This is a genomic window from Enterococcus italicus DSM 15952 (assembly GCF_000185365.1).
Classification (GTDB): Bacteria; Bacillota; Bacilli; order Lactobacillales; family Enterococcaceae; genus Enterococcus_G; species Enterococcus_G italicus.
In genome coordinates, this window is record NZ_GL622241.1 from 513,424 (window position 1) to 534,438 (window position 21,015).

The following is a 21,015-nucleotide window of genomic DNA, read 5'->3' on the forward strand; positions in this document are numbered from 1 at the left end:
CTTATCCTTTCATTCGTCGTACACTGTAAACATCTGGTACTTGTTTGATTTTTTCAACAATAGAATGCAAATGAGCTAAGTTTTGAATACCGACTGTCAGACGAATAGTAGCTGTTTTTTCTTTATTACTGCGGGCTTCTACGCCGACCAATCGTTTGGACATGGAGCTGACCGTTTGCAAAATGTCATTTAACAAGCCCGAGCGATCATAGCCGTAAATTTCAATATCGGCATCGTATTCTTTTTCTTTGCTCGCTGTATCTTCCCATTCTACCTCGATCAAGCGCTCTTCGACGTCCTCAGAGCTATGGACATTTGGACAGTCCGCACGGTGAATAGAAATACCTCGTCCTTTGGTAATATAGCCGACGATTGGGTCACCTGGTACCGGATTACAACAGCGACTAATTCGAACCAATAAGTTATCCACACCTTGGATGACAATGCCACCTTCATGCCGAACTTTCATTTTTTCTGGCTCTTTTTTGACTGGTTGATTCAGTAAGTCTTGCACTTGTTGTTTTTGTTTTTCGATATCGCGTTCTTTACGCTCTTCTTCTGTTAAGCGATTGGCTAAAGTTGTCGGACTGACTTCACCAAAGCCGACTGCGGCAAACAAATCTTCATCCGTCTGATAATTAAAACGACCGAGTGCTTCTTGTAATTTGGTTTTGGTCAGAATTTCTTTTGGAACAAAGCCCATTTCTGTCAACGTACGGACAACGGCATCATGTCCTTTCACCACATTGGCATCACGATCTTGGGTTTTAAAGAAGCGTTTGATTTTATTTTTGGCTTTGCTTGTAGCAACTAATTTTAGCCAATCACGGCTCGGGCCAAATGAATTGGGTGACGTCATAATTTCAACAATATCCCCATTTTTCAACTTGTAATCCAACTGCACCATTTTGCCGTTGATTTTAGCACCGACTGTTTTATTCCCAATATCAGTATGAATATTGTACGCAAAATCGAGTGGGCTTGAGCCTTGTGGTAGCTCTGATACATCGCCATTTGGGGTAAATACATAGACTTTGTCGCTAAAGATATCCCCTTTGACCCCTTCCATAAAGTCAGAAGCATCGTAGCTTTCATCTTTTAGCTCCAAAATTTCTTTAAACCAACCGACTTGCTCTGTCATTTGATCGGGATTGACCTTGTCTGTCTTGCCTTCTTTATAGGCCCAGTGCGCAGCGACCCCAAATTCCGCAATTTCATGCATTTCATGTGTGCGAATTTGAATTTCGACTGGATTGCCATTAGGACCGATGACTGTCGTATGCAATGACTGGTACATATTGGCTTTTGGCATCGCAATATAGTCTTTGAAACGACCAGGCATCGGCTTCCACTTAGTATGAATGGTCCCTAACACTGCATAACAATCTTTAATTGAATCCACAATTACACGAATCGCTAACAAGTCATAAATTTCATCAAATTGCTTTTTCTTATCCACCATTTTGCGATAGATTGAATAAATGTGCTTTGGCCGTCCATAAATTTCCGCGTAAATGTCCAGCTCTTCGGTTGCAATCCGCAATTCTTCAACCGTCTTATCGACATATGCTTCTCGTTCATCGCGCTTTGTCTTCATTAGGTGGACAATGCGGTAATATTGTTGCGGATTAATGTATCGTAATGAACGGTCTTCTAGTTCCCACTTAATGCGGCTAATCCCTAACCGATGAGCCAATGGGGCATAAATATCTAACGTTTCCCGTGCAATGCGGCGTTGCTTGTCTTCACGCAAATGCTTTAAAGTCCGCATATTATGCAAGCGGTCCGCTAGTTTCACCATGATGACGCGCAAATCCTGTGCCATCGCAATCAACATTTTCCGATGATTTTCTGCGAGTTGTTCTTCATGTGATTTGTATTTGATTTTTCCTAATTTCGTCACACCATCGACTAACATCGCCACATCTGGTCCGAACTCTTCTGTCAAATCTTGGAGCGTCACATCAGTATCTTCGACAACATCATGTAAAAAGCCTGTTGCCACGGTATGCGGATCCATTTGTAATTCAGCTAGTATCCCAGCTACTTGAATCGGATGAATAATATATGGTTCTCCCGATTTTCGAAATTGCCCTTCATGCGCGCTCGTCGCATAATCCAGTGCCTTTTGTACAAAGGCGACGTGTTCTGCGCTCATATAGCGTGCAACCATATTTATGACCCCTGGGCCTGTCAAGATGATATCTTTTGCCATACTCCCTACCCCTTCTTTAAACAAATCGACGGATGTGAAAAAAGTCTGTACTTACTCATCGGACGCTCTGCCAATGGCCACTTCTGTGATTGCTCGTTTCGTTCATTTTATCTTCAATAAAGAGAAAAGAAAGCACCACCTGTTAGCAGTACTTTCCAAATGATTGGTCTTATTATACAAATAATCACCGGTTTTTTCAATCAGTGTCATTTGTGTCATGTAAGAGTTCATAGTGATAGCTTGCTGCCCCTAACACATAAAGCGGCGCCGTCTCCGTCCGTAAGATACGTGGCCCTAAGCCACAACAGATTGCTCCAGCTGCCACAAAACGTTCAATCTCTTCTGGTAAAAAGCCACCTTCAGGACCAAAGAGGACCATCAAATGCTGTCCCGGTGCTACCTTGCGAAAAGTCTGCACTAATTGGGCATGTTCTCCCTTTTTGGCTGACTCTTCATAGGCTACTAAGACACAGTCTGCCGTTTCCATCGCCGCTAGTAGGTCTGATTGCGTTGCGAACAGCTCGACAGTTGGACACACTTGGCGATGGGATTGCTCAGCTGCTTCTTGTGCAATTTTTTGCAGACGTTCTTGCTTTTTCTGGCGTTTTTTTGGATCCCATTTGACGATGGATGTCTTTGCTGGATAAGCCAAAAATTGCGCAGCACCAAGTTCCGTTCCTTTTTGAACAATCCACTCCAGCTTATCCCCTTTTGGAAAGCCACTGGCAATCGTGACCTTAATCGGCAGTTCACGTTGCAATTGCTCAATAGCTACAGGCTTAAGCATTACTGCATCAGCTTTCACCTCACGAATTTCCGCCTCTAAGCTCATGTCGTTAGCAAATACCAAATACACATGATTGCCTGCTTCCATCCGCATCACACGAATCATATGATGGAAGGGTTCCCCCGTTACTTCATACTCGTGGACAGATTCATTGTACGATTCATTAAGAAAGTAACGTTGCATCCTCTTCCTCCACCTTTTTGAAAATCAACGCATGCCAATCTTTTTGCGTGAACAGTTGTGTCAGCTCAAATCCATGTGCTTGCATTTCAGCTAAAATCATCGGCTGCTTTTCTGAAATAATGCCCGACACGATGAAGCGTCCCTCTGGTTTTAATAGTCGCGCGGCATCAGGAATCATACGCACAATAATATCGGCTAAAATATTTGCGACAATCACGTCAGCTTCGATGGAAATACCCGCTAATAGATCATTTACGGAAACTTTTACATCTTTTGCGACTGGATTTAAGTCCATATTTTCTTGAGCTGCAGCAACTGCCACACTATCCAAATCAAAGGCATGGACTTCTTTGGCACCATAGTACTTACTTGCAATACTCAATACACCAGAGCCTGTCCCGACATCTAAGACCGTCTCACCACCGCGTAAGATCACCTCTAATGCTTGGAGGGTCAGATTGGTCGTTGGGTGCGTACCTGTCCCAAAAGCCATCCCTGGATCTAATAAAATCACTTTCTCGTCGTCAGTCACTGGCTGATAACTTTCCCAGCTAGGAACAATCGTCAAGTAACGGGTCACGCGGACGGGATGATAGTACTTCTTCCAAGCCGTCGCCCAATCCTCTTCTGCCACTTCACTAACCGTCAGCGTATTTTTGCCAATTGCTAGCCCAAAATCAGATAATTTCGTGATTTGTGCTTGTATAAAGGGTAACTGCTCTGGTAAAAAGACTGTCTCAGGAAAATACGCCATCACCAACGCTCCTTCTTTAATATGAGCGAAATCATCTTTGGTTAGCAACTCACCGTATGCATCTGAGTGAAAATTTTCTACATCCAATGCATCTTCGATCGCGACACCACTTGCTCCAGCCTCCATCAAAATATTGGCTACAGCTTCTACCGCTTCGCTTGCTGTTTCTACTTTTACTTCATTCCATTTCATCTATTAACTCTCCTTAATAACTTGGGTACGGTAAAAAACGTTCTTGTTTTGCTGTCGTCATATCCGCTTGCAACGCTTGGAAATAATCAGGTGAAAAGTGCAATTCAAAAATACTTTCTTCATCAGAAACTAAAAAATCAAGCAAATCATCTTGCCCTTTCACCAAAATCTCTGGTAAATACATAATCAGCGCATCAATTACTTTTTGTTGCATGCCTTTTTTTCCTGCAAAAGGAATCACTGCCAAGTAGTCATCTTCATCAAAAACTGCCTTTTGGTCATCGTATAATAAAATTGCATCTTCAAACTCAATAATCTCTTCTTCCGAGCGTACGCCTTCTCGATCATCAATTGCCATGTGATTGGTATTTTCCGCATACAAACGGACAATCACTTCGATCGTATGATTGCGTGTATCCCAATCAATTGCCACATCAAAATCGGCTAATTTTTTTTCGATTTGTTCATCTAAATACGTCAATAGTGTTTCTTTCGCCATTACGATCTCCTTTAAATATGTGATAGACCAAGTTTACCATTTCTACTCCATTAGAACCACACGGGAACACTGGAAATTATGCTATACTGGATAAAGAAACTCGTGAAAGGAGTCCACCTATGTATCGTCCATTAGCCTATCGTATGCGTCCACGTACATTGGATGAAGTTGTTGGCCAACAACACTTGGTTGGTCCAGGAAAAATTATTCGTCGCATGGTCGATGCCAAATTACTCTCTTCCATGATTCTTTACGGCCCACCTGGAACAGGCAAGACGAGTATCGCCAGTGCGATTGCCGGGTCAACTCAGTTTGCATTTCGTACCTTGAATGCGGCGACTGATACGAAAAAAGATTTGCAAATTGTTGCGGAAGAAGCTAAGATGAGTGGCACAGTCATTTTACTTTTAGATGAAGTCCATCGCTTAGACAAAACCAAACAAGATTTTCTATTGCCTCATTTGGAAAATGGGCGCATTATTTTAATCGGTGCAACGACAGAAAATCCTTATATTACCATCAATCCAGCGATTCGCAGCCGAACCCAAATATTTGAAGTCTATCCCTTAAGTGAATCAGATATCTATCATGCGCTAGAGCAAGCTTTGCAAGACAGTGAGCGCGGCTTAGGCAAGGATGCTATCACGATTGATGAAGTGGCACTGACACACTTAGCTCGTGTCACGAACGGTGATCTACGTAGTGCATTGAATGCCCTAGAGCTCGCTGCAAAATCAACAGCAGAAATCGCGGGAACCATTCATTTGACGCTTGCCATCATTTCCGAGTGCGTGCAAAGAAAAGCTTTTTCACATGATAAAGATGGCGATGCTCATTATGACGTCATCTCTGCCTTCCAAAAATCCATCCGTGGTAGCGATCCAGATGCCGCCTTGCACTATTTGGCACGCATGGTTGAAGCCGGCGATTTAGCCAGTATTTGCCGCCGCTTGCTTGTGATTGGCTATGAAGATATCGGACTGGCCAATCCAGCCGCTGCTGCTCGTACAGTCAACGCAGTCTTAGCCGCAGAACGACTAGGGTTCCCTGAGGCTCGCATTCCCTTAGCAACAGCAGTCGTCGATCTATGCCTCTCACCAAAATCCAACTCAGCTTACACTGCTTTGGACGCGGCACTTGCAGATATTAAAGACGGCAAAGCCGGACAAATCCCTGATCATTTACGAGATAGTCATTATCAAGGAGCTGAAAAGTTGCAGCGAGGGGTCGGTTATCAATACCCTCATAATTATCCCGATGGTTGGGTGAACCAAACTTATCTCCCAGACACGTTAATCAATACGCACTACTATCAGCCAAAAGATACTGGACGCTACGAACAAGCCTTGCATCAGCGATTAAACGAATTACAAAAACGAAAACAAGAATGAACTCACTCGTTACACCCAACCTGTTACATTGTATGAAAGAGGGAAATATGGTATGATTTAAGTGGGTAATCTGTGATGTACGAATTTTCCCTTTTTGTGTTGACCGAACATTTTATTGATATCTTGGGATCCGTCCGGTGTTAAATATGGTAACAAGCCTTTTCATTTGGTAGTTCGACTATTTGACCGTGGAGCCCACCTGCTAACATTTGCGGGATCAATACACCGGGACAAGAAAACGGCATCTACGGATTTTACCCATTTTTTATGCTTAAAAGTAAAAGAGTTTGCAACAAAAGCAGAATCTTTGGAGTAACAGTGACTCCTATTTAAAGAATTTGAGACAGAATGAATGTAAAAGAGCAGAAAATCCAAAAGTGTGCGAAACAATTTCTGGATTTTCTGCTCTTTTCTTGTAGCTGAACAACTCTGTCTCAGCTTTTTTACAGTTCTTCTTGTTTAATTTGTTCCAAAGGTTCAGATGATGCAGTATGGAACGCTTTAATTTTTTCTAATATCAACAACACGACGACTAAAATTAAAATCGCGATTGAGAAAAACAATGTTTGGAGACCTCCATCATGTGACAACAATAGTTGACGCAAGATAGCAGTCATACTAATTAAGATCAAATAGCGGACAGGGATATGATGCCCTTCTTTCACATAACGCAATAACATCAAAATAATTTCCAATAAAATAAATAGCGTCGCCACTTCTTCAATTAACGAAGACAGGCTATCCATTGATGATAACGGGATAACTTGCAACACAAGACTATAAATTGCTTCTCCCATCACAATGAGAATCAGGATAATTAAAATTGCCAACATTAAGTCGACAAAGCTGCTCACCCATTTTTCAAACTTTTGATAAAAATCCATTTTTCTCCTCCTCAGTCTTTCTCTATCTATTATAACTGATAGCCAACCATTGACAAAGTGAAAAATCTAAGACAGCCACCCCTCTACTTGATTCTGCAATACGTTTCTTCTATACTAAAATTAAGTTTATTAGACTGGAGATAAGTTATATGATTTTGTTATTTGGTTGTCTATTGTTGCTTCTAGGTGGATTGATACTTTGGAAGAAAAACGTCTTCTTTCAATTGATTCAACACACTGAAAAAAATGAACGATTTATTAAGAGCTATGCCTATCAGTTGCTCGCTCTTGGCATACTTGGTGTGATTTTGCATTTTCTTCCCTCACGAATACTGGATTTGTTTTATGTTGCGCTTGTTTTGCTTGCATCTGCTTTTTTCAGTATCGCTTTTGCAAAAAAAATGCAGTCGTAATCGTTGGTTATGGTTTCCTTTTTTTCATAAAAAGAATACAATATTAGTAGAACTAGTACGTTGAATTTAAGGAAATGGGGTGTTGTCAATGTTACAACAATACGAACGAATTATGGTTGCTGTCGATGGTTCAAAGGAAGCCGAATTGGCATTTAAAAAAGCGGTCAATGTCGCAAAAAGAAACGATGCTGAATTACTTTTGGTACATATCATCGATACGCGCGCATTTCAAACAGTCGCAGCTTTTGATTCTGTCTTGGCTGAGCAAGCGACTGAATTGGCGAATAAGTCATTAAAAGAGTATACCGATACTGCTACAAAAGAAGGACTTACGAAAGTAACTTCTGTCGTTGACTATGGTTCACCAAAAGTAATCATCGCGAAACAATTACCAAAAGAAAAAAATGTCGATTTAATTATGCTAGGTGCAACGGGGTTAAATGCCGTTGAACGCTTATTCATCGGATCTGTATCTGAATACGTCATTCGTAATGCACCATGTGATGTGCTGATTGTTCGTACTGACTTAGACAATCACCTTCCAAAAGAAAAAAGCTAGTTGACTCAGTCAACTAGCTTTTTTTTAAGGGAGTTTCTAGCCAGGGGATTGTTGATTGGTACCAACAAAAGCATCAACTCTTGTATCTATTTAATCATGAAACGTATCAAATGTATACTGATTCATCTGAATTTTCTCACAATTATTACTTACTCGACGATCTCCCAGTAGCGTTGGCGGTAAAATACATAAGTCGCAATCACTAGGCCAATGATTACGATGCCCATTCCGATAGAAGTCCATAAAGCTGAGACTACTAAGACGCCAAAGATGGTCACACCAATCAAGAGGCCTCCCACGATTAGCCCACCAAACATTTTTAAAATAATTCCTGTATTTCCTAGCCCACGTGTTACTAATTGGTTTACATTTGTCCACGATAGGTCCATCAATCGAAAATCACGCCAAAAATAATATTCACTAAAAATATAACTAGCTACTACACCCCCGACAAGCATACTCATAATTAATAACATTGGTATATGAAATAAAAACGTCGCAACCAAAGAGGCAATGAGAAACATCAAAAGCTGGATACTAAATCCGAGCCAGAACTTTACTTTTAGATAGCTTTTTTGATTGATAGGCAACGCATGAATATACTGAAAGTTAGCTTTATCTAACGAAATAATCATCGCAATAAATGATGCTGGTGTTGTGATGAGATAAGCCAAAAACATACCAATAATCAAAAAGACAATCGCGAAGGTATTATCCAAGCTAGCCGCACTCACTCCACCAGATATGCCAAAACTAATGATAAAAATTAATGGCATTAATAATGAATTGGTCACCACTTGCATCAAAAGATTAGGATCTTTAATCAGTTGAAAATTATAATTAATCAGCATTTGATTGTATGATTGGTTCACTTTACGCTTGCGTTTTTCATGCGAAATATTTGGTGAAGCATCCAATAATTGCTCATACAATTTGGGTAAAATTGTTCGTTTGATTAACCATAGACCTAGCAGATTAAGCGTAATGAAACCTGCCCATGAGAGCAATCCGTTTAGCTGAAATGGCGCGTGCATCATCCAGTAAAATGGCATGAACAAAGCAATCGCCGGACGATCGGCTTGCGCTTCAAATGATGTAGATGACGACTGATAGCTCATGAAAAAAATTCCTGCCACGGCAATAACTGTCGACAAAATCAATAGTAAACTCGTCATAACTTTTTTATGCTTCTTAAACAAAGCCGTCTTAGTCAGACCAAAAACAATAAAGCTACACAATTCAAATGAAAAAATTAAAAATAAAACGAACAAAACAAGACTAAACACTAAAACGACGACACTATTTACCCCAGAGCGCCAGCCGGTTAAACAATACATTAAAAACAATGGCAAAACAAACGGAATAATCGAGAGTGCCACGACAAACATCTTCGCCATAAAAATTTCTCGCTGACGAAAAGGCAATGGTAAATAACCCGCTAAATCTTGGCTTTCAAAAAAGACATTGTATACCGTCGAGATACCTTGAGAAAGAGCTAGGACACTAAATAACCCCATATAAAAAGTGAAGTAACCTGTATTTTTTGAAAAATCAATAGTTACCATCGAAAAGCCATAGATAGCAAGGAAAATAATCATAGACATCAAGTATTGAAACAAAATATACTTTGTTAACTTCTTTCCTTGCTTGCCTTTTTTCCGCGCGCGATCAGTCACTTGTGGGTTAATAAACAAAAGATTGATGTTTATTAACGCTTTTAACTGCGAACTAATCATGCGCATTCCCTCCATCCTCCAACGCATCCATCATTGGTTCACTTTCCTTCTTACCAGTCATTGCTAAATAGATTGACTCTAGTGATTGGCTTGGTGCTGTCAGCAATAAGTCTGACACCGTTCCATTATAAAGTAGTTCCCCATTCTTTAAGATGGCCAATTCATCACACAGCTGTTGCGCACTGTCTAGGACGTGTGTCGAAAAGATGACTGTTTTCCCTTTTTCCGCATGTTTTTTCATCATTTCTTTTAGATCAAATGCCGCCTGCGGATCTAATCCTTGCAACGGTTCATCTAAAATCCAAATATCTGGATCCGAATAGAGCGCACCGATAATCATTGTTTTTTGACGCATTCCATGCGAAAAGCTGGCGATGGTTTCTTCTTGATGAGAAGTCATATCAAATATGGTCATCAACTCATTTAAGCGCACACTGCGCTCATTCTTATCAATTTCGTAAGCCTCAGCGATTAAATCCCAATACTCACCCGCTGTTAACTGCAAAAATAAATCTGGCGAATCTGCTACGTAGCCAATCCGTTTTTTGATTGCTTCACGATTACTAGTCAAAACTTGTCCGTCAACGACAATATTGCCTGAAGTTGGTTCGATGATACTCACCATACTCTTGATTGTTGTCGATTTTCCCGCCCCATTGTGACCTAAGAATCCAAAAATTTTCCCCTCTGGTATCACTAAATTCAACTCTTTTAATGCCATCTTTGAGCCATATTGCTTGCTTAGCTGCTGAATCTCAATCATTGTCTTCCTCCCTTTTCTTCTTCTAAATTAAGTCTATCGTACTTTCTTGAAAAAAACAGCCTTCATCAAGCATGTGACGATACTGTAAGGTAAGAAAAAACAGAACATCCAAAAGCTTATGAAACAACTTCTAGATATTCTGGTCTTTTTGCTTAGAGCTGATTCTGCCCTAGCTTATGTTTATTTGAATGATGGACGTAACGCTTCGACGTCTCTTGCAATCATTAATTCTTCGTCTGTCGGAATCAACAAGACTTTAATTTTTGAGTCTTTCGTAGAAATGATGTGTTCACCAAATTTTGCATTTTCAGTTTCATCAAGCTCAACGCCAAACCATGAAAGACCTTTAACGATTTCAGAGCGGACAACTGCTGAATTTTCACCGATACCGGCTGTAAAGACGATTGCATCTGCCCCATCCATAGCTGCAACGTAGCTTCCGATATATTTACGGATACGATCGTAGAAAATATCTAGCGCAACTTTTACATCTTCTTTGTCTTTGTTATCTTGTAAATCACGCATATCACTTGATAGCCCATTTGTTAAACCAAGTAGGCCTGATTTTTTATTTAAAATATTTAACATTTCATCAATATCGATGTCTAATTTTTTCATCAAGTAAGGTAAGACAGCCGCATCGATATCACCTGAACGCGTCCCCATTGTAATACCAGCTAATGGTGTGAATCCCATTGAAGTATCCACCGATTTCCCTTCTTTAACAGCTGTGATTGATCCACCATTACCTAAATGACAAGTAATAATTTTCAAGTCTTCGATTGGTTGTTCTAACATATCGGCAGCACGTTGAGAAACATAGCGATGACTTGTGCCGTGTGCGCCATATTTACGAACTTTGTAGTCGTTATAGTAGGCTAAAGGTAGGCTGTAAAGGTACGCTTCACGCGGCATGCTTGCATGGAACGCTGTATCAAAGACCGCAACGCTAATAATATCTGGTAATAAGTGTTTGAATGCACGAATGCCCATTAAATGAGCTGGATTGTGTAGTGGTGCAAAGACTGCTACTTCTTCAATTTTAGCAATGACATCATCATCAATAATAACTGATTTATCAAAGTATTCTCCACCATGCACGACACGGTGACCAACACCAGTAATTTCATCATATGAAGCCAAAATATTTAACTCGATTAATTGATCAAGTAACATTTTTACTGCGATTTCGTGGTCTGGGATATCTGTAACCACTTCATATTTTTGTCCTTCGCCATATTTAACAGTAAAGATTGAATCGTTCAAGCCGATTCTTTCTACCAATCCTTTAGCGATGACTGTTTCTGCTGGCATTTCATATAATTGCCATTTTAAACTTGAACTTCCGGCATTAATTGCAATTGTTTTTGACATGTAATTTCCTCATTTCTGTTTAGTAAGTTCGTAACGGTTTATTTTTTATTTTCCTTTATCCATTTTTCAAACTGTTTAAAGAAAGATTGGATACTTTGGGGTTTGGTGAGACTAGTTAATTTTGCTAATAGCACTTCTTTGGCTTGGGTCGTTTGTTCACTGCGATTTTGAACAATCACAATACTTTTACGTGATGCCTCAGTTTTAAATAATTCATCCGGTAATGCGATAATGCCCTGCAAAAAAACGCGTTCTTGGAACCATTTTTTTAGTTCTGCGCTTTGCTCTGTTTCTAAAAAATTGCTTGGCAATAAAAACAAACCATAACCAGACTCTTTGACGTAGCGCATACTTTGCTCCATCAATAAATGATGAGCATAACTGTGACCTTGTTCGACGTGCATCAAAAATTCAGTTGCCCGTGCATCGTCTGGGTAATAGCCAATCGGTAAGTCCGCTACCGCCACATCCACCGGCTCAAGCAACATTGGCTGCAAGCCATCCTGATGAAACAGCGCTACATTTTCACCAATCCATGAACTCGTAGCTGAGGCGACTTCTAGCAGTGTTTCGTCATTATCAACTCCGACCCCTTTGACAGATTGGTAACCAGCTAACTTTAAGTTGGTCATAATGGTCAACAAGAGATTCCCCATACCCACGGACACATCAAGCATGGCTAGTGATTCAGCTTTTTTGGGATAGAGCTGCTCCATCAAGTAAATAAACAAAAAGCCAATGCCATCAGGTGTTAGCTGATGATTTGGTTGCAACGGCTCCGTCTGCGTTCCTTTTAATAACACAAGCTGTGACACTTTTCGTTTTTCTTCTGGCGTCAACGGTGTTGCCAACTGCTTGTACACCTCTTGTAATCGCTTAACAGACGCTTCATCCGGTACGCCATCAACCACGCGCACTTGGTAATTATCTACAACATTCTCCATGTGCTCAACATAGGCATCAATAAATGATGACGATAATGCGTTTTGCAACAATTGAATCGCGGTTAAATGTAAAGAGAACATCTCTTCAATTTTGTTTCCTGTCATTTGACCCCTCATTTCAAATACTATAACACTACATTTACCTGTATAATTCTAAATGATTTATTCTAAATAATCAACTGCCTTCCTGTAAAGCTTTTCATTGAATGCAGATACTTCGTTAAAGGAACCAAAAAAAATAGCATTCACCGCAAGATAATGTGAAGAAGTATACAAAAAAGCAAAAAAAGAACATCCTTTCAGCAAAAGACGTTCTTTTCGTTATCTGTATTATTCTTCCTTGCTAACTGTTGTGTCCGAGGTCATTTGCTCCATTGTTTCTTGGACTGTCGATTCTGAGCTTTGCGTGGTCGACTCTGAAGTTTCTGTGGTCAGATTGACTTCTTCGGCTCGAGCGATCGTTCTTTCTCTAGTAGACCCCTCGGCACTAATTGTATACGTTAGATCCAGCGTCGTGGTCTGAAAGTTGATTTGGCCAATATTGTAAGTAATCGTGCCACTCGTCCCTGGCGGTGCTTCTAATAATCGTGCTTCATATTTTTGTAAAAATAATTCTTCCATGATTCTTAGTCTGTAGTTGTAGGTAATTAATTCACCAGATTTTTGGGCATAACTCGCACTAGCTTGGGCCATATAGACAACCGTCAAAAAGAAAAACAATAAACTAATTGCTACTACTAATAGACTTCCCCGCTTTGATTTGCGATAATTTAATGCGACTGGTCTTCACCTCTCCATCTAAAAACACTGCGTTCACCGTTAACACTTCCTGATCGATTGAGTAGTTGACGCGCTTCACCCTAGTTAACTGGATAAGTGTGCCCTTATCCTTAGAAAAAATAATACGATCATTTTTCCCTTTCTTGACTTCTAAGGGTACCCAGCTTCGCTTCTTACTATCTACTGCATCAATCTCTAGTAACTCCATGGCTATTCCTTGTGGCGTGACCGTGACGTTGCGACAATTGCGTAGCTTTTCCTCTAGATAAATCGTAAAAAAGGACCACTCTTGTTCCTGGCTCTGATAGAGATGAGGTTGGACGGCTTGCATGTAGCCAAAGACCTGATTGCCAATAGCCAAGATGATTAGCATTAAAAATAAGCTGACGATTGCTTCAATCAATGTGAATCCGCTCATCTGTCTGATAAATTTCAATTTGCTCACTTCCTACGTGTATGCTGGCTTGTTCCTTTGATAAATTGATTGTATATCTCGATGGCTTGCTTTGTGTCAAGACGGATTCATACAATACTTTGTGCAGCTCAATTTTCGCTTGTTCAGATCTACTTAATTCTAACCACTTCGTACAAATCGCTAACAAGGGCACCAAGCATACGAATAATAAAAACAAGCTAAGGAATCCTTCAAAGGCCATCATCCCTTTAGGAAAATTCTTTTTCAAAATTGCCACTCCCAAATTTAAATTTGTACGTTACCTTTTTAGTCAGGTCACCGACAGTTATTTGAAAAGGAAGATTGAATGTTTCTTTGCTATGCCCATTTTGATTAAACGTAAATTCGACATAGTTCCCACCTTTCACTGAAATATTTGCCGGTAAAAAAAGCCTGTGCTGTGCGTTTCCTTCTCTGAATAAAATAAAACCATTGATGTATCTAAACCCAAGTTTTTTATTTTTGATCAATGACTCTTGCTGTTGTAACTTGACTTCCCGTTCAAAATTTTGAAAAAACTGATTGGCTATTAGCGATTCTCTAGTCGTATTAAGCTCAATCAGACTGATATACGACATACTTAAAAATAGCCCCAGCACTATACATGTTTCGATTAACGTGAATCCTTTTCGTTGGCGGCTAATTTCCATTATTGTTTTTCTTCATTTCTGATTCAAGAGTGTTTAGTTCATTGTTTGCGCTAGTAATGGTTGTTTTGATTATATCTTTCGTATCTTGTGCTTTTTCAGCTTGTTTCATCATATTAGGTATCAAAATGATAGCCATCGCCCCAATAATAAACAGGACCACTAGTACTTCGATTAAGGTAAATCCTTTATATTTCTTTCTTAGTTTTTTCAAAATAAATCGCCTCCTATATTTTGATACATCGGTAACAACATCGCTGCATACATGCTAATCACTAAGAGCGCAATAAAACAAAATAACACCGGCTGCACCCACTTTAGCAAGCGTTCACTCCGCTCACTAAACTGAGTCAAAACAATCTGACTATACACCAACAACTCCTCTCCTAATCTACCCGTCTTCTCCCCTTGGTAAATAATGACCGCTACTTCTGGCATCAAAAAATCATACGCTCGAATCATCTCAGAAAAAGACTGACCAGATAAAAATTGTGTCTGCATGGATTGCGCCATTTCATACATGATTGTATGGGTCGGCAGTGCTTGCATGCAGCTAAGCAATTGTTTACTTTCTAGTCCTTGCGTATACAGTTGCCCCCACTCCAGTGCAAAATAGCTTGTCTGATACATAGAATACAACGGACCAATAAAGGGGATTTTGCGATAAATGGCTGCCGTTTTTAAAGCTGAAACTTTTGTCAGATGTTGCTTTACAATGACGTACATTCCAAGAACGATACAAGCGAGCACGAAAAAGCCAAGCGGGGCATAGCGAATAAACCTCACGCCCCAATGATCAGCGGAAATCATATCCGTCATAAGTAATTGCGGTAGAAAGAAGACATTCATCCCCACGAGCAAGAAAATAACCATACCTATCAATGCGAGTGGATAGGCGCTAGCTTTTAGCAGCTCTTGCTTTTGCTTGGCTAGCCGCTTGCGCTGATCGACAATCGTCGTCAAGGTGAGCGTGAGATTGCCATGGACTGTTGCAAAATACAGCTGACTCACCTCCTTATTGGTACAGCCAATCGCTTGAAAGCACTGCGACAATCCTTCTCCTTGTGTCAAAACAGCTTGAAATTTCTCCAACATCGCAGTCGACAGCTGCTTGCTTCGCTGCATAATTTCGATGCTCTCTTGAAGTCGAAACCCATTTTTTAAAAGCAACAGTAACATCGTTAAAAAACGCGTGACCTCTTTTTGCTGCTTTCGTTTTGATGGCCGCTTTTTCATCTGTTACGCTCACTTTCATATGGTTTATAAGAAATGATGGGTGTCGTTTTGTCATCGACTGACTGCAAGCGCTGATAGATGATGCCCTTCAGACAATTGTCAATCTCCCATTGGCTACACCCTAATTCGAGCAAGCGAGCGACTGTTTCTTCTTGACCTTTCGCATGAACGGTCGCAAACACTTGGTGACCGGTCAAGGCCGCACGAGTTGCCGCATGCGCCGTCAAGGAGTCCCTAATTTCTCCAATCAATAGTAAATCCGGCCGATGACGCAATGAAAGCTTAATCAGTTGATCGTATGTTTGGCCTATCGTGTCATTGGTTTGTAGCTGTAAAAATGTTGGTTCTTCAATTTCTACTGGGTCTTCGATGGTAATCACTTGTCCGCCCAACTTTTTGGCTAAATGGTACATCAACGTCGTTTTGCCCGAACCAGTAGCTCCACTAAAAAGAAAGAGGCCGTTTTGATTGGCTACATCATAGACCAGTTCATCATAGGTGGCGACTTGTTCATAAGTAAATTCATGGTCAGTATTCACTAAAAAGCGGATAACTAAAGACTCAAAGCCGCGATAATCGCCAACGGTTGATAATCGCAAGCGAACTGACCGCTCATTCAATTGGTACGTAATTGCACCAAGTTGTGCTTTACGGGTCTCACCGATATCCATCTCACCCAAAAATTTAAAGCGCGATATCAGTTGCCGCGCTTCTTGACTCGCGTACGATTGATAGACGAAGGTTTGCTCATTTTTGCGAAATTTGGCCACTCCTTTTTGCGCATCTACATAGAGATATAAGTCTTGCAGCTGATGATCGACACCATACTGAATCAATTCGTTTGACTGTTCTAGAATATCCATCATTTTCTCCCTCCACTAATACATACGCAAAAAAAAACAGCCCTCAACGGACTGTTTTCATTTCATCTTTATTTTTTAGGGAAGACTGCTTCTACACGATAGATGGGCTGTCCTTTGGCGGAAAATTTTTCTTCGTATTCCGTCATCACATTATTCGTAGCTTCTGCTGAGGCGTGTAAATCTAACCACACTTGCTTTATAATCATCCCATATTGCGAAAAGCTTGCTAAAGAGTATTCAAACAAGCCTCGGTTATCGGTTTTAAAATGAATTTCCCCTTCATTACATAGGATTTGTTCATCGACAGCTAAGAAATCTTTTGACGTTAAGCGACGTTTTTCGTGACGGGTCTTTGGCCATGGATCAGAAAAGTTCAAATAAATCTGATCGACTTCCCCATCAGCAAAATAGTTCGTTAAGGCTGAGCCGTCCACGTGCAGTAGTTGCACATTTGGTAGAGTATCCGCAAGTACTTTATCAAGTGCAAAAGATACGACACTGACTTGCATATCAATTCCAATATAATTGATATCTGGATGAGCTTTAGCCATACCAGTAATAAATTGTCCTTTGCCCATTCCGATTTCGATGTGAATGGGTTGCTTTTTTGCAAAGCGTTGCTGCCACTTTCCTTTTAATTCCTCGGGGTTTGCTACTACGATTTGCGGGTTTTCCGCGAGTAGCTCTTCTGCTCCTTTGCGTTTACGAACGCGCATGTTTTTCGCTCCTTTTCAACAAATGAGGTGGTCTCCTGCAATGAGGACGCCACCTGATTTAGCCACTATATATTCTTTTTAATTGAAGTATTTCTTCATTTGCTTCTTTGATTGCTCCACGACGGTATTGCTTTTTCGCTTCCTGTAATACACTCAGTAACGCATACCAATACGTCTTCTCTAGCATTCCCACATCCGGCTGCACACCATAGCTCATCAGCCACTGACTCCAACTTGAGACAGGTAAATAATGACCCAAGACCGTGCCAATATCATAGGCCGCATCGGCAAACATAATCGAATCCCAATCCACCAAATACAAATAATTCTGGCAGACCAACCAATTGCGATAATTCACATCGCCATGCACGACTGTCTTTTCATTTGCTTTAAAGGTGGGAAGATTTTTTTCCATATATTGATGAACCAACATCAAAAACTCATTGTTGCCAAGTTCTGTTGGTAAATCTGTAAAATAACCGGTCAATAGTTTTTGCGGTGTCACCGTTTTACCGCCTACTTTTGCGAGTATTTCTTGCAAAGACTTCGAATGATGCAAATGGTACAACACATCAATCACATCATTGCGCTTGCCTATTTCTTCAGAGGTCAAGATTCTTCCCTCTAGCCATTCTTGCGCAGATAATGTGTCACCATTGCCTGTCCGCTTGGTCCAGATCAGCTTGGGAGTGATGCCCTCTTTAGCCAAGGCTGCCAACATCGGTGTTGTATTCCGTTTGATAAACACTTTATCATCCGCTTTTTTCCCAATATATGCTTTGCCAGTATCTCCTTTGATTGGTTGCAGATACCAGTCGCTATCAAAACGCATATCCATCGAGTTTCTCCCCTTAATTCACAGTACTTATTATTCTAGTCGCCTATGATAGTATCGTCAAGCACATTATGCGATTCTACAGTCTCTTTAAACACATCGGCAAATAAGCATAACAAAAAAGGCCATCAAATGAAAGTAGTCCAATCCAAAAAAAGAATGTATACATCATTGACACCTGCTTCATGCTCCCCACGACGGCAAATACAAGCGTCACAAATAATAAAACTAAACCGACAACTTTTTGAAAAGACTTCAGCTGAACGTCACGCTTGATTGGATAAAGCTGCGTCAATGGTTGATACTGATATTGTTGCGCCAATGGTAATAATTGAAAGCCAATTAAATATAAGCCAACCACTCCGACGACCAGTGCCACCCACCAAACTTGAACAAACCATAAGGCGATTACACCTAAGAGCAAAAGACGCACGACTAACCCACTATACTCAGAGCCTCTCAGTAAACGACGCATATATAAGTATGTGTAGGTTTCTTGCTGGCGCGCTGGAATCCAGCGCAACAAAAAGTCGGCATACTTTCGTCTTTTCACTGTCGCTGTAATCTGCGGGACATCCGTGAATAAATTAATGAAGCGATACATTCCGTACAAACGCTTTTGCTCCGTCGCAATCAGCATCTCCCAGTCCAGCGGCGTATGTAGCTGTCGCCACGTCAGCTGGACCATGACCAACCAGCCCACACCAGCCACTGCCAAGCCCGCAAAAGGTGTCCAAAATAGCGCCAAAAGCCACGACGCACCATTACTCAGCCAAAAGAAAGCGGTCATCCCTTGTTGCAGTTGCTTCGTATCTTGAAAAAATGCTAGCTGCTGCAAGTACAAATGACTGCTTTTTAAAAATAGAAATTGTAGCAAAAAGACAAAGAACATGGTGAACGGCTGCTTCGTAAGGACGACATACAAGGGCATCCCTGCACCTATAATCAAAATCCCTAGGCCAAGTGGCAGCACAGAAGAATAACGTCTCGCGCTAGTCAAATACGGACGCATTTGTGTTTCTTTTGGCAATAAGAATACTTGGTCGGCCAGTTGCGTCAAGGAAGCAAAGCGACCCACTGTCACAGCGAAAGCCCATAGCACGATGAGCAACCATTTTCCATATACAAATGAGCTATCTAATGATTTAAGCCAATTTGAATACAATAGGCCCGCAGCACCTAGTAAAAACGTCATTAATAACGCAAAATGATCGTTAAAAACGTATTTTAAATAGCGCTGTATGTTTTTTTGATGGGCGTGCATTCTTTGCTGAAAAAAAATGCGCATTACGCTTCCTCCTTTGTCAGAGCCAGGTATAGGTCATCCAAAGAAGCATGAGGCATGTCAAAAGCTTGCTGCAACTGGACTAACGAGCCTTGTGCGCGAATTTGGCCATTGTGTAACATAATAAAACGATCGCAGTAGCGTTCAGCTGTGGCTAAGACGTGCGTCGACATCAAAATACCAGCACCAGTCTGCTTCATTTCATTCATCAATTCTAATAGCGCATGAATCGCTAATGGATCCAATCCCAAAAACGGCTCATCAATAATATACAAACTCGGCTCTACTAAAAAGGCACACAAAATCATGACCTTTTGCTTCATCCCTTTGGAAAAATTAGCCGGAAACCATTCCAAACGCTTCTCCAAACGAAAGGTCGTCAATAATTTTTCTGCGCGCTGAAAGGCCACTTCTTTCGGAATATCGTAGGCCATCGCTGTGACTTCGATGTGCTCACGTAACGTCAATTCTTCATACAAGACCGGTGTTTCTGGAATGAAGCCGATTTTTTTGCGGTACGCTTCTGCATTTTCACTCAATCGTAAGCCATCGACGGCAATAGTACCTTTGATGGGCTGTAACAGACCAATAATTTCTTTAATCGTCGTACTCTTGCCCGCTCCATTTAGCCCGATGAGGCCGACTAGTTCCCCATTGTTCACTTCAAAGGAGATATCTTTTAAGACAGGCACTTGGCCATAGCCACCTGTTACTTGCTTTACTGTTAATGTCATGTATCCATCCTCCACTTTGCTCATTATTATACCATGGACCAGCTATCGAACCAATAATTCTACGTGCGGCAAATTCCTGTCATTTGTGGTAAACTATAAAATGGAAATTCAAGAAAGGAGCGGATTTTTTATGATAACAATGGATACAATTATTCGTGAAGGACATCCTACTCTCCGAGAAATAGCAAAAGAAGTAACCTTCCCACTGACAGAGCAAGAACAACAATTAGGAAAGGACATGTTCGAATTTTTGGTAAATAGTCAAGATCCAATCAAAGCAGAAGAGTTGCATTTACGCGGTGGTGTCGGCTTAGCTGCCCCACAAGTCAACGTCTCAAAACGCATGATTGCCGTACTTGTACCAAGTGAACAAGAGGATGGCGAACCAGAATTTGCTGGTGTCTTATACAATCCAAAAATTGTGAGTCATTCTGTACAGGATGCATGTCTGGGTGATGGCGAAGGCTGTCTGTCAGTCGATCGCGATGTACCAGGATACGTCGTGCGCCATGCACGTGTGACGATTGCTTATCAGGATGAGACGGGTGCGGCTCACAAGATTCGGCTAAAAAACTACCCTTCGATCGTGGTGCAACATGAAATCGATCATTTGAATGGTGTCTTATTTTATGATCGCATTAACGCAGACAATCCTTTTGCAATCAAAGAAGGCGTGTTAGTACTCGAATAAAAAAATGAGGCGCTCATTTTCCTTGCAAAAAGCATGTAGATGCCTTTTGCAAGGTTTTTTCTTATGAAGGGGATGAGTTG

General features: G+C 40.9%; 24 protein-coding genes and 1 other RNA gene. 5 read left to right on the plus strand and 20 right to left on the minus strand.

Features of this window, described 5'->3' with window-relative positions; genetic code table 11:
• Position 1: 1 nt before the first annotated feature.
• From HMPREF9088_RS02375 to HMPREF9088_RS02390, 4 genes are all read right to left on the minus strand, one after another.
• Positions 2-2,215 carry a RelA/SpoT family protein gene (locus tag HMPREF9088_RS02375; protein WP_040366135.1) on the minus strand — a complete coding sequence of 738 codons (2,214 nt, stop codon included), beginning with the start codon at positions 2,213-2,215 and terminating at the stop codon, positions 2-4.
• Positions 2,216-2,411: 196 nt separating this feature from the next.
• Entirely contained in the window at positions 2,412-3,185 is a 774-nt protein-coding gene (locus HMPREF9088_RS02380) for a 16S rRNA (uracil(1498)-N(3))-methyltransferase (protein WP_007207525.1), read from the minus strand.
• Positions 3,166-4,131 carry a 50S ribosomal protein L11 methyltransferase gene (gene prmA / locus HMPREF9088_RS02385; protein ID WP_007207526.1) on the minus strand — a complete coding sequence of 322 codons (966 nt, stop codon included), beginning with the start codon at positions 4,129-4,131 and terminating at the stop codon, positions 3,166-3,168. The genes HMPREF9088_RS02380 and prmA overlap by 20 nt, the downstream gene beginning before the upstream one ends.
• A gap of 13 nt (positions 4,132-4,144) precedes the next feature.
• Complete coding sequence (locus HMPREF9088_RS02390) at positions 4,145-4,630, minus strand: DUF3013 family protein (RefSeq protein ID WP_007207527.1); 486 nt, start codon at positions 4,628-4,630, stop codon at positions 4,145-4,147.
• Between the two features lie 119 nt (positions 4,631-4,749).
• Between HMPREF9088_RS02390 and HMPREF9088_RS02395 the strand changes: the two genes are divergently transcribed.
• Both HMPREF9088_RS02395 and ssrS read left to right on the plus strand, forming a co-directional pair.
• A complete protein-coding gene (locus HMPREF9088_RS02395; protein WP_007207528.1) occupies positions 4,750-6,021 on the plus strand; it encodes a replication-associated recombination protein A in 1,272 nt (423 codons plus the stop codon).
• Between the two features lie 64 nt (positions 6,022-6,085).
• Positions 6,086-6,279, plus strand: a non-coding RNA gene (ssrS, locus tag HMPREF9088_RS11570) — 6S RNA.
• 185 nt (positions 6,280-6,464) lie between these two features.
• Here the strand turns inward: ssrS and HMPREF9088_RS02400 are convergent.
• Positions 6,465-6,905: a phosphate-starvation-inducible PsiE family protein gene (locus tag HMPREF9088_RS02400; RefSeq protein WP_007207529.1), complete on the minus strand. Its 441-nt coding sequence runs from the start codon at positions 6,903-6,905 to the stop codon at positions 6,465-6,467.
• Positions 6,906-7,054: 149 nt separating this feature from the next.
• Here HMPREF9088_RS02400 and HMPREF9088_RS02405 point away from each other — a divergent pair, with 149 nt between their 5' ends.
• Both HMPREF9088_RS02405 and HMPREF9088_RS02410 read left to right on the plus strand, forming a co-directional pair.
• Entirely contained in the window at positions 7,055-7,318 is a 264-nt protein-coding gene (locus HMPREF9088_RS02405; RefSeq protein ID WP_007207530.1) for a hypothetical protein, read from the plus strand.
• An 88-nt stretch (positions 7,319-7,406) separates the two neighbouring features.
• Positions 7,407-7,877: a universal stress protein gene (locus HMPREF9088_RS02410; RefSeq protein WP_007207531.1), complete on the plus strand. Its 471-nt coding sequence runs from the start codon at positions 7,407-7,409 to the stop codon at positions 7,875-7,877.
• 149 nt (positions 7,878-8,026) lie between these two features.
• On the opposite strand, the gene HMPREF9088_RS02415 is transcribed toward HMPREF9088_RS02410, so the two are convergent.
• The 15 genes from HMPREF9088_RS02415 to HMPREF9088_RS02485 all read right to left on the minus strand — a co-directional run bounded on the left by HMPREF9088_RS02415 (position 8,027) and on the right by HMPREF9088_RS02485 (position 20,244).
• On the minus strand, positions 8,027-9,613 hold the full coding sequence (locus HMPREF9088_RS02415; RefSeq protein ID WP_007207532.1) for a hypothetical protein: 1,587 nt from the start codon (positions 9,611-9,613) through the stop codon (positions 8,027-8,029).
• Positions 9,606-10,376, minus strand: a complete 771-nt coding sequence (locus HMPREF9088_RS02420; protein WP_007207533.1) for an ABC transporter ATP-binding protein — start codon at positions 10,374-10,376, stop codon at positions 9,606-9,608. Before HMPREF9088_RS02420 ends, HMPREF9088_RS02415 begins: the two co-directional genes overlap by 8 nt.
• Positions 10,377-10,556: 180 nt before the next feature.
• The gene (locus tag HMPREF9088_RS02425; RefSeq protein ID WP_007207534.1) at positions 10,557-11,750 is read right to left on the minus strand and encodes an acetate/propionate family kinase; all 1,194 of its coding nucleotides are present in this window, start codon (positions 11,748-11,750) and stop codon (positions 10,557-10,559) included.
• A 38-nt stretch (positions 11,751-11,788) separates the two neighbouring features.
• Complete coding sequence (locus tag HMPREF9088_RS02430; protein WP_040366137.1) at positions 11,789-12,799, minus strand: class I SAM-dependent methyltransferase; 1,011 nt, start codon at positions 12,797-12,799, stop codon at positions 11,789-11,791.
• Between the two features lie 225 nt (positions 12,800-13,024).
• Positions 13,025-13,387, minus strand: coding sequence for a hypothetical protein (locus HMPREF9088_RS02435; RefSeq protein WP_007207537.1), 363 nt, complete (start codon positions 13,385-13,387; stop codon positions 13,025-13,027).
• Between the two features lie 31 nt (positions 13,388-13,418).
• Entirely contained in the window at positions 13,419-13,910 is a 492-nt protein-coding gene (locus tag HMPREF9088_RS02440; RefSeq protein ID WP_143139673.1) for a competence type IV pilus minor pilin ComGF, read from the minus strand.
• Positions 13,870-14,157, minus strand: coding sequence for a hypothetical protein (locus HMPREF9088_RS02445; RefSeq protein ID WP_007207539.1), 288 nt, complete (start codon positions 14,155-14,157; stop codon positions 13,870-13,872). Before HMPREF9088_RS02445 ends, HMPREF9088_RS02440 begins: the two co-directional genes overlap by 41 nt.
• Positions 14,138-14,578 (minus strand): type II secretion system protein, encoded by a 441-nt coding sequence (locus tag HMPREF9088_RS02450; RefSeq protein ID WP_007207540.1) that lies wholly within the window; start codon positions 14,576-14,578, stop codon positions 14,138-14,140. Before HMPREF9088_RS02450 ends, HMPREF9088_RS02445 begins: the two co-directional genes overlap by 20 nt.
• Positions 14,568-14,789 (minus strand): prepilin-type N-terminal cleavage/methylation domain-containing protein, encoded by a 222-nt coding sequence (locus HMPREF9088_RS02455; RefSeq protein WP_007207541.1) that lies wholly within the window; start codon positions 14,787-14,789, stop codon positions 14,568-14,570. Before HMPREF9088_RS02455 ends, HMPREF9088_RS02450 begins: the two co-directional genes overlap by 11 nt.
• Complete coding sequence (gene comGB / locus HMPREF9088_RS02460; protein ID WP_007207542.1) at positions 14,786-15,811, minus strand: competence type IV pilus assembly protein ComGB; 1,026 nt, start codon at positions 15,809-15,811, stop codon at positions 14,786-14,788. The genes HMPREF9088_RS02455 and comGB overlap by 4 nt, the downstream gene beginning before the upstream one ends.
• Positions 15,808-16,674, minus strand: a complete 867-nt coding sequence (gene comGA / locus HMPREF9088_RS02465; protein WP_052607501.1) for a competence type IV pilus ATPase ComGA — start codon at positions 16,672-16,674, stop codon at positions 15,808-15,810. The genes comGB and comGA overlap by 4 nt, the downstream gene beginning before the upstream one ends.
• 68 nt (positions 16,675-16,742) lie before the next feature.
• Positions 16,743-17,390: a tRNA (guanosine(46)-N7)-methyltransferase TrmB gene (gene trmB, locus HMPREF9088_RS02470; protein ID WP_007207544.1), complete on the minus strand. Its 648-nt coding sequence runs from the start codon at positions 17,388-17,390 to the stop codon at positions 16,743-16,745.
• Positions 17,391-17,448: 58 nt separating this feature from the next.
• Positions 17,449-18,228 carry a phosphotransferase family protein gene (locus tag HMPREF9088_RS02475; RefSeq protein WP_007207545.1) on the minus strand — a complete coding sequence of 260 codons (780 nt, stop codon included), beginning with the start codon at positions 18,226-18,228 and terminating at the stop codon, positions 17,449-17,451.
• A gap of 76 nt (positions 18,229-18,304) precedes the next feature.
• Positions 18,305-19,513 (minus strand): ABC transporter permease, encoded by a 1,209-nt coding sequence (locus HMPREF9088_RS02480; RefSeq protein ID WP_007207546.1) that lies wholly within the window; start codon positions 19,511-19,513, stop codon positions 18,305-18,307.
• Positions 19,513-20,244: an ABC transporter ATP-binding protein gene (locus tag HMPREF9088_RS02485; RefSeq protein ID WP_040366141.1), complete on the minus strand. Its 732-nt coding sequence runs from the start codon at positions 20,242-20,244 to the stop codon at positions 19,513-19,515. Before HMPREF9088_RS02485 ends, HMPREF9088_RS02480 begins: the two co-directional genes overlap by 1 nt.
• Before the next feature lie 130 nt (positions 20,245-20,374).
• Between HMPREF9088_RS02485 and def the strand changes: the two genes are divergently transcribed.
• Positions 20,375-20,935 (plus strand): peptide deformylase, encoded by a 561-nt coding sequence (gene def, locus HMPREF9088_RS02490; RefSeq protein WP_040366149.1) that lies wholly within the window; start codon positions 20,375-20,377, stop codon positions 20,933-20,935.
• The last annotated feature ends 80 nt before the right edge of the window (positions 20,936-21,015 follow it).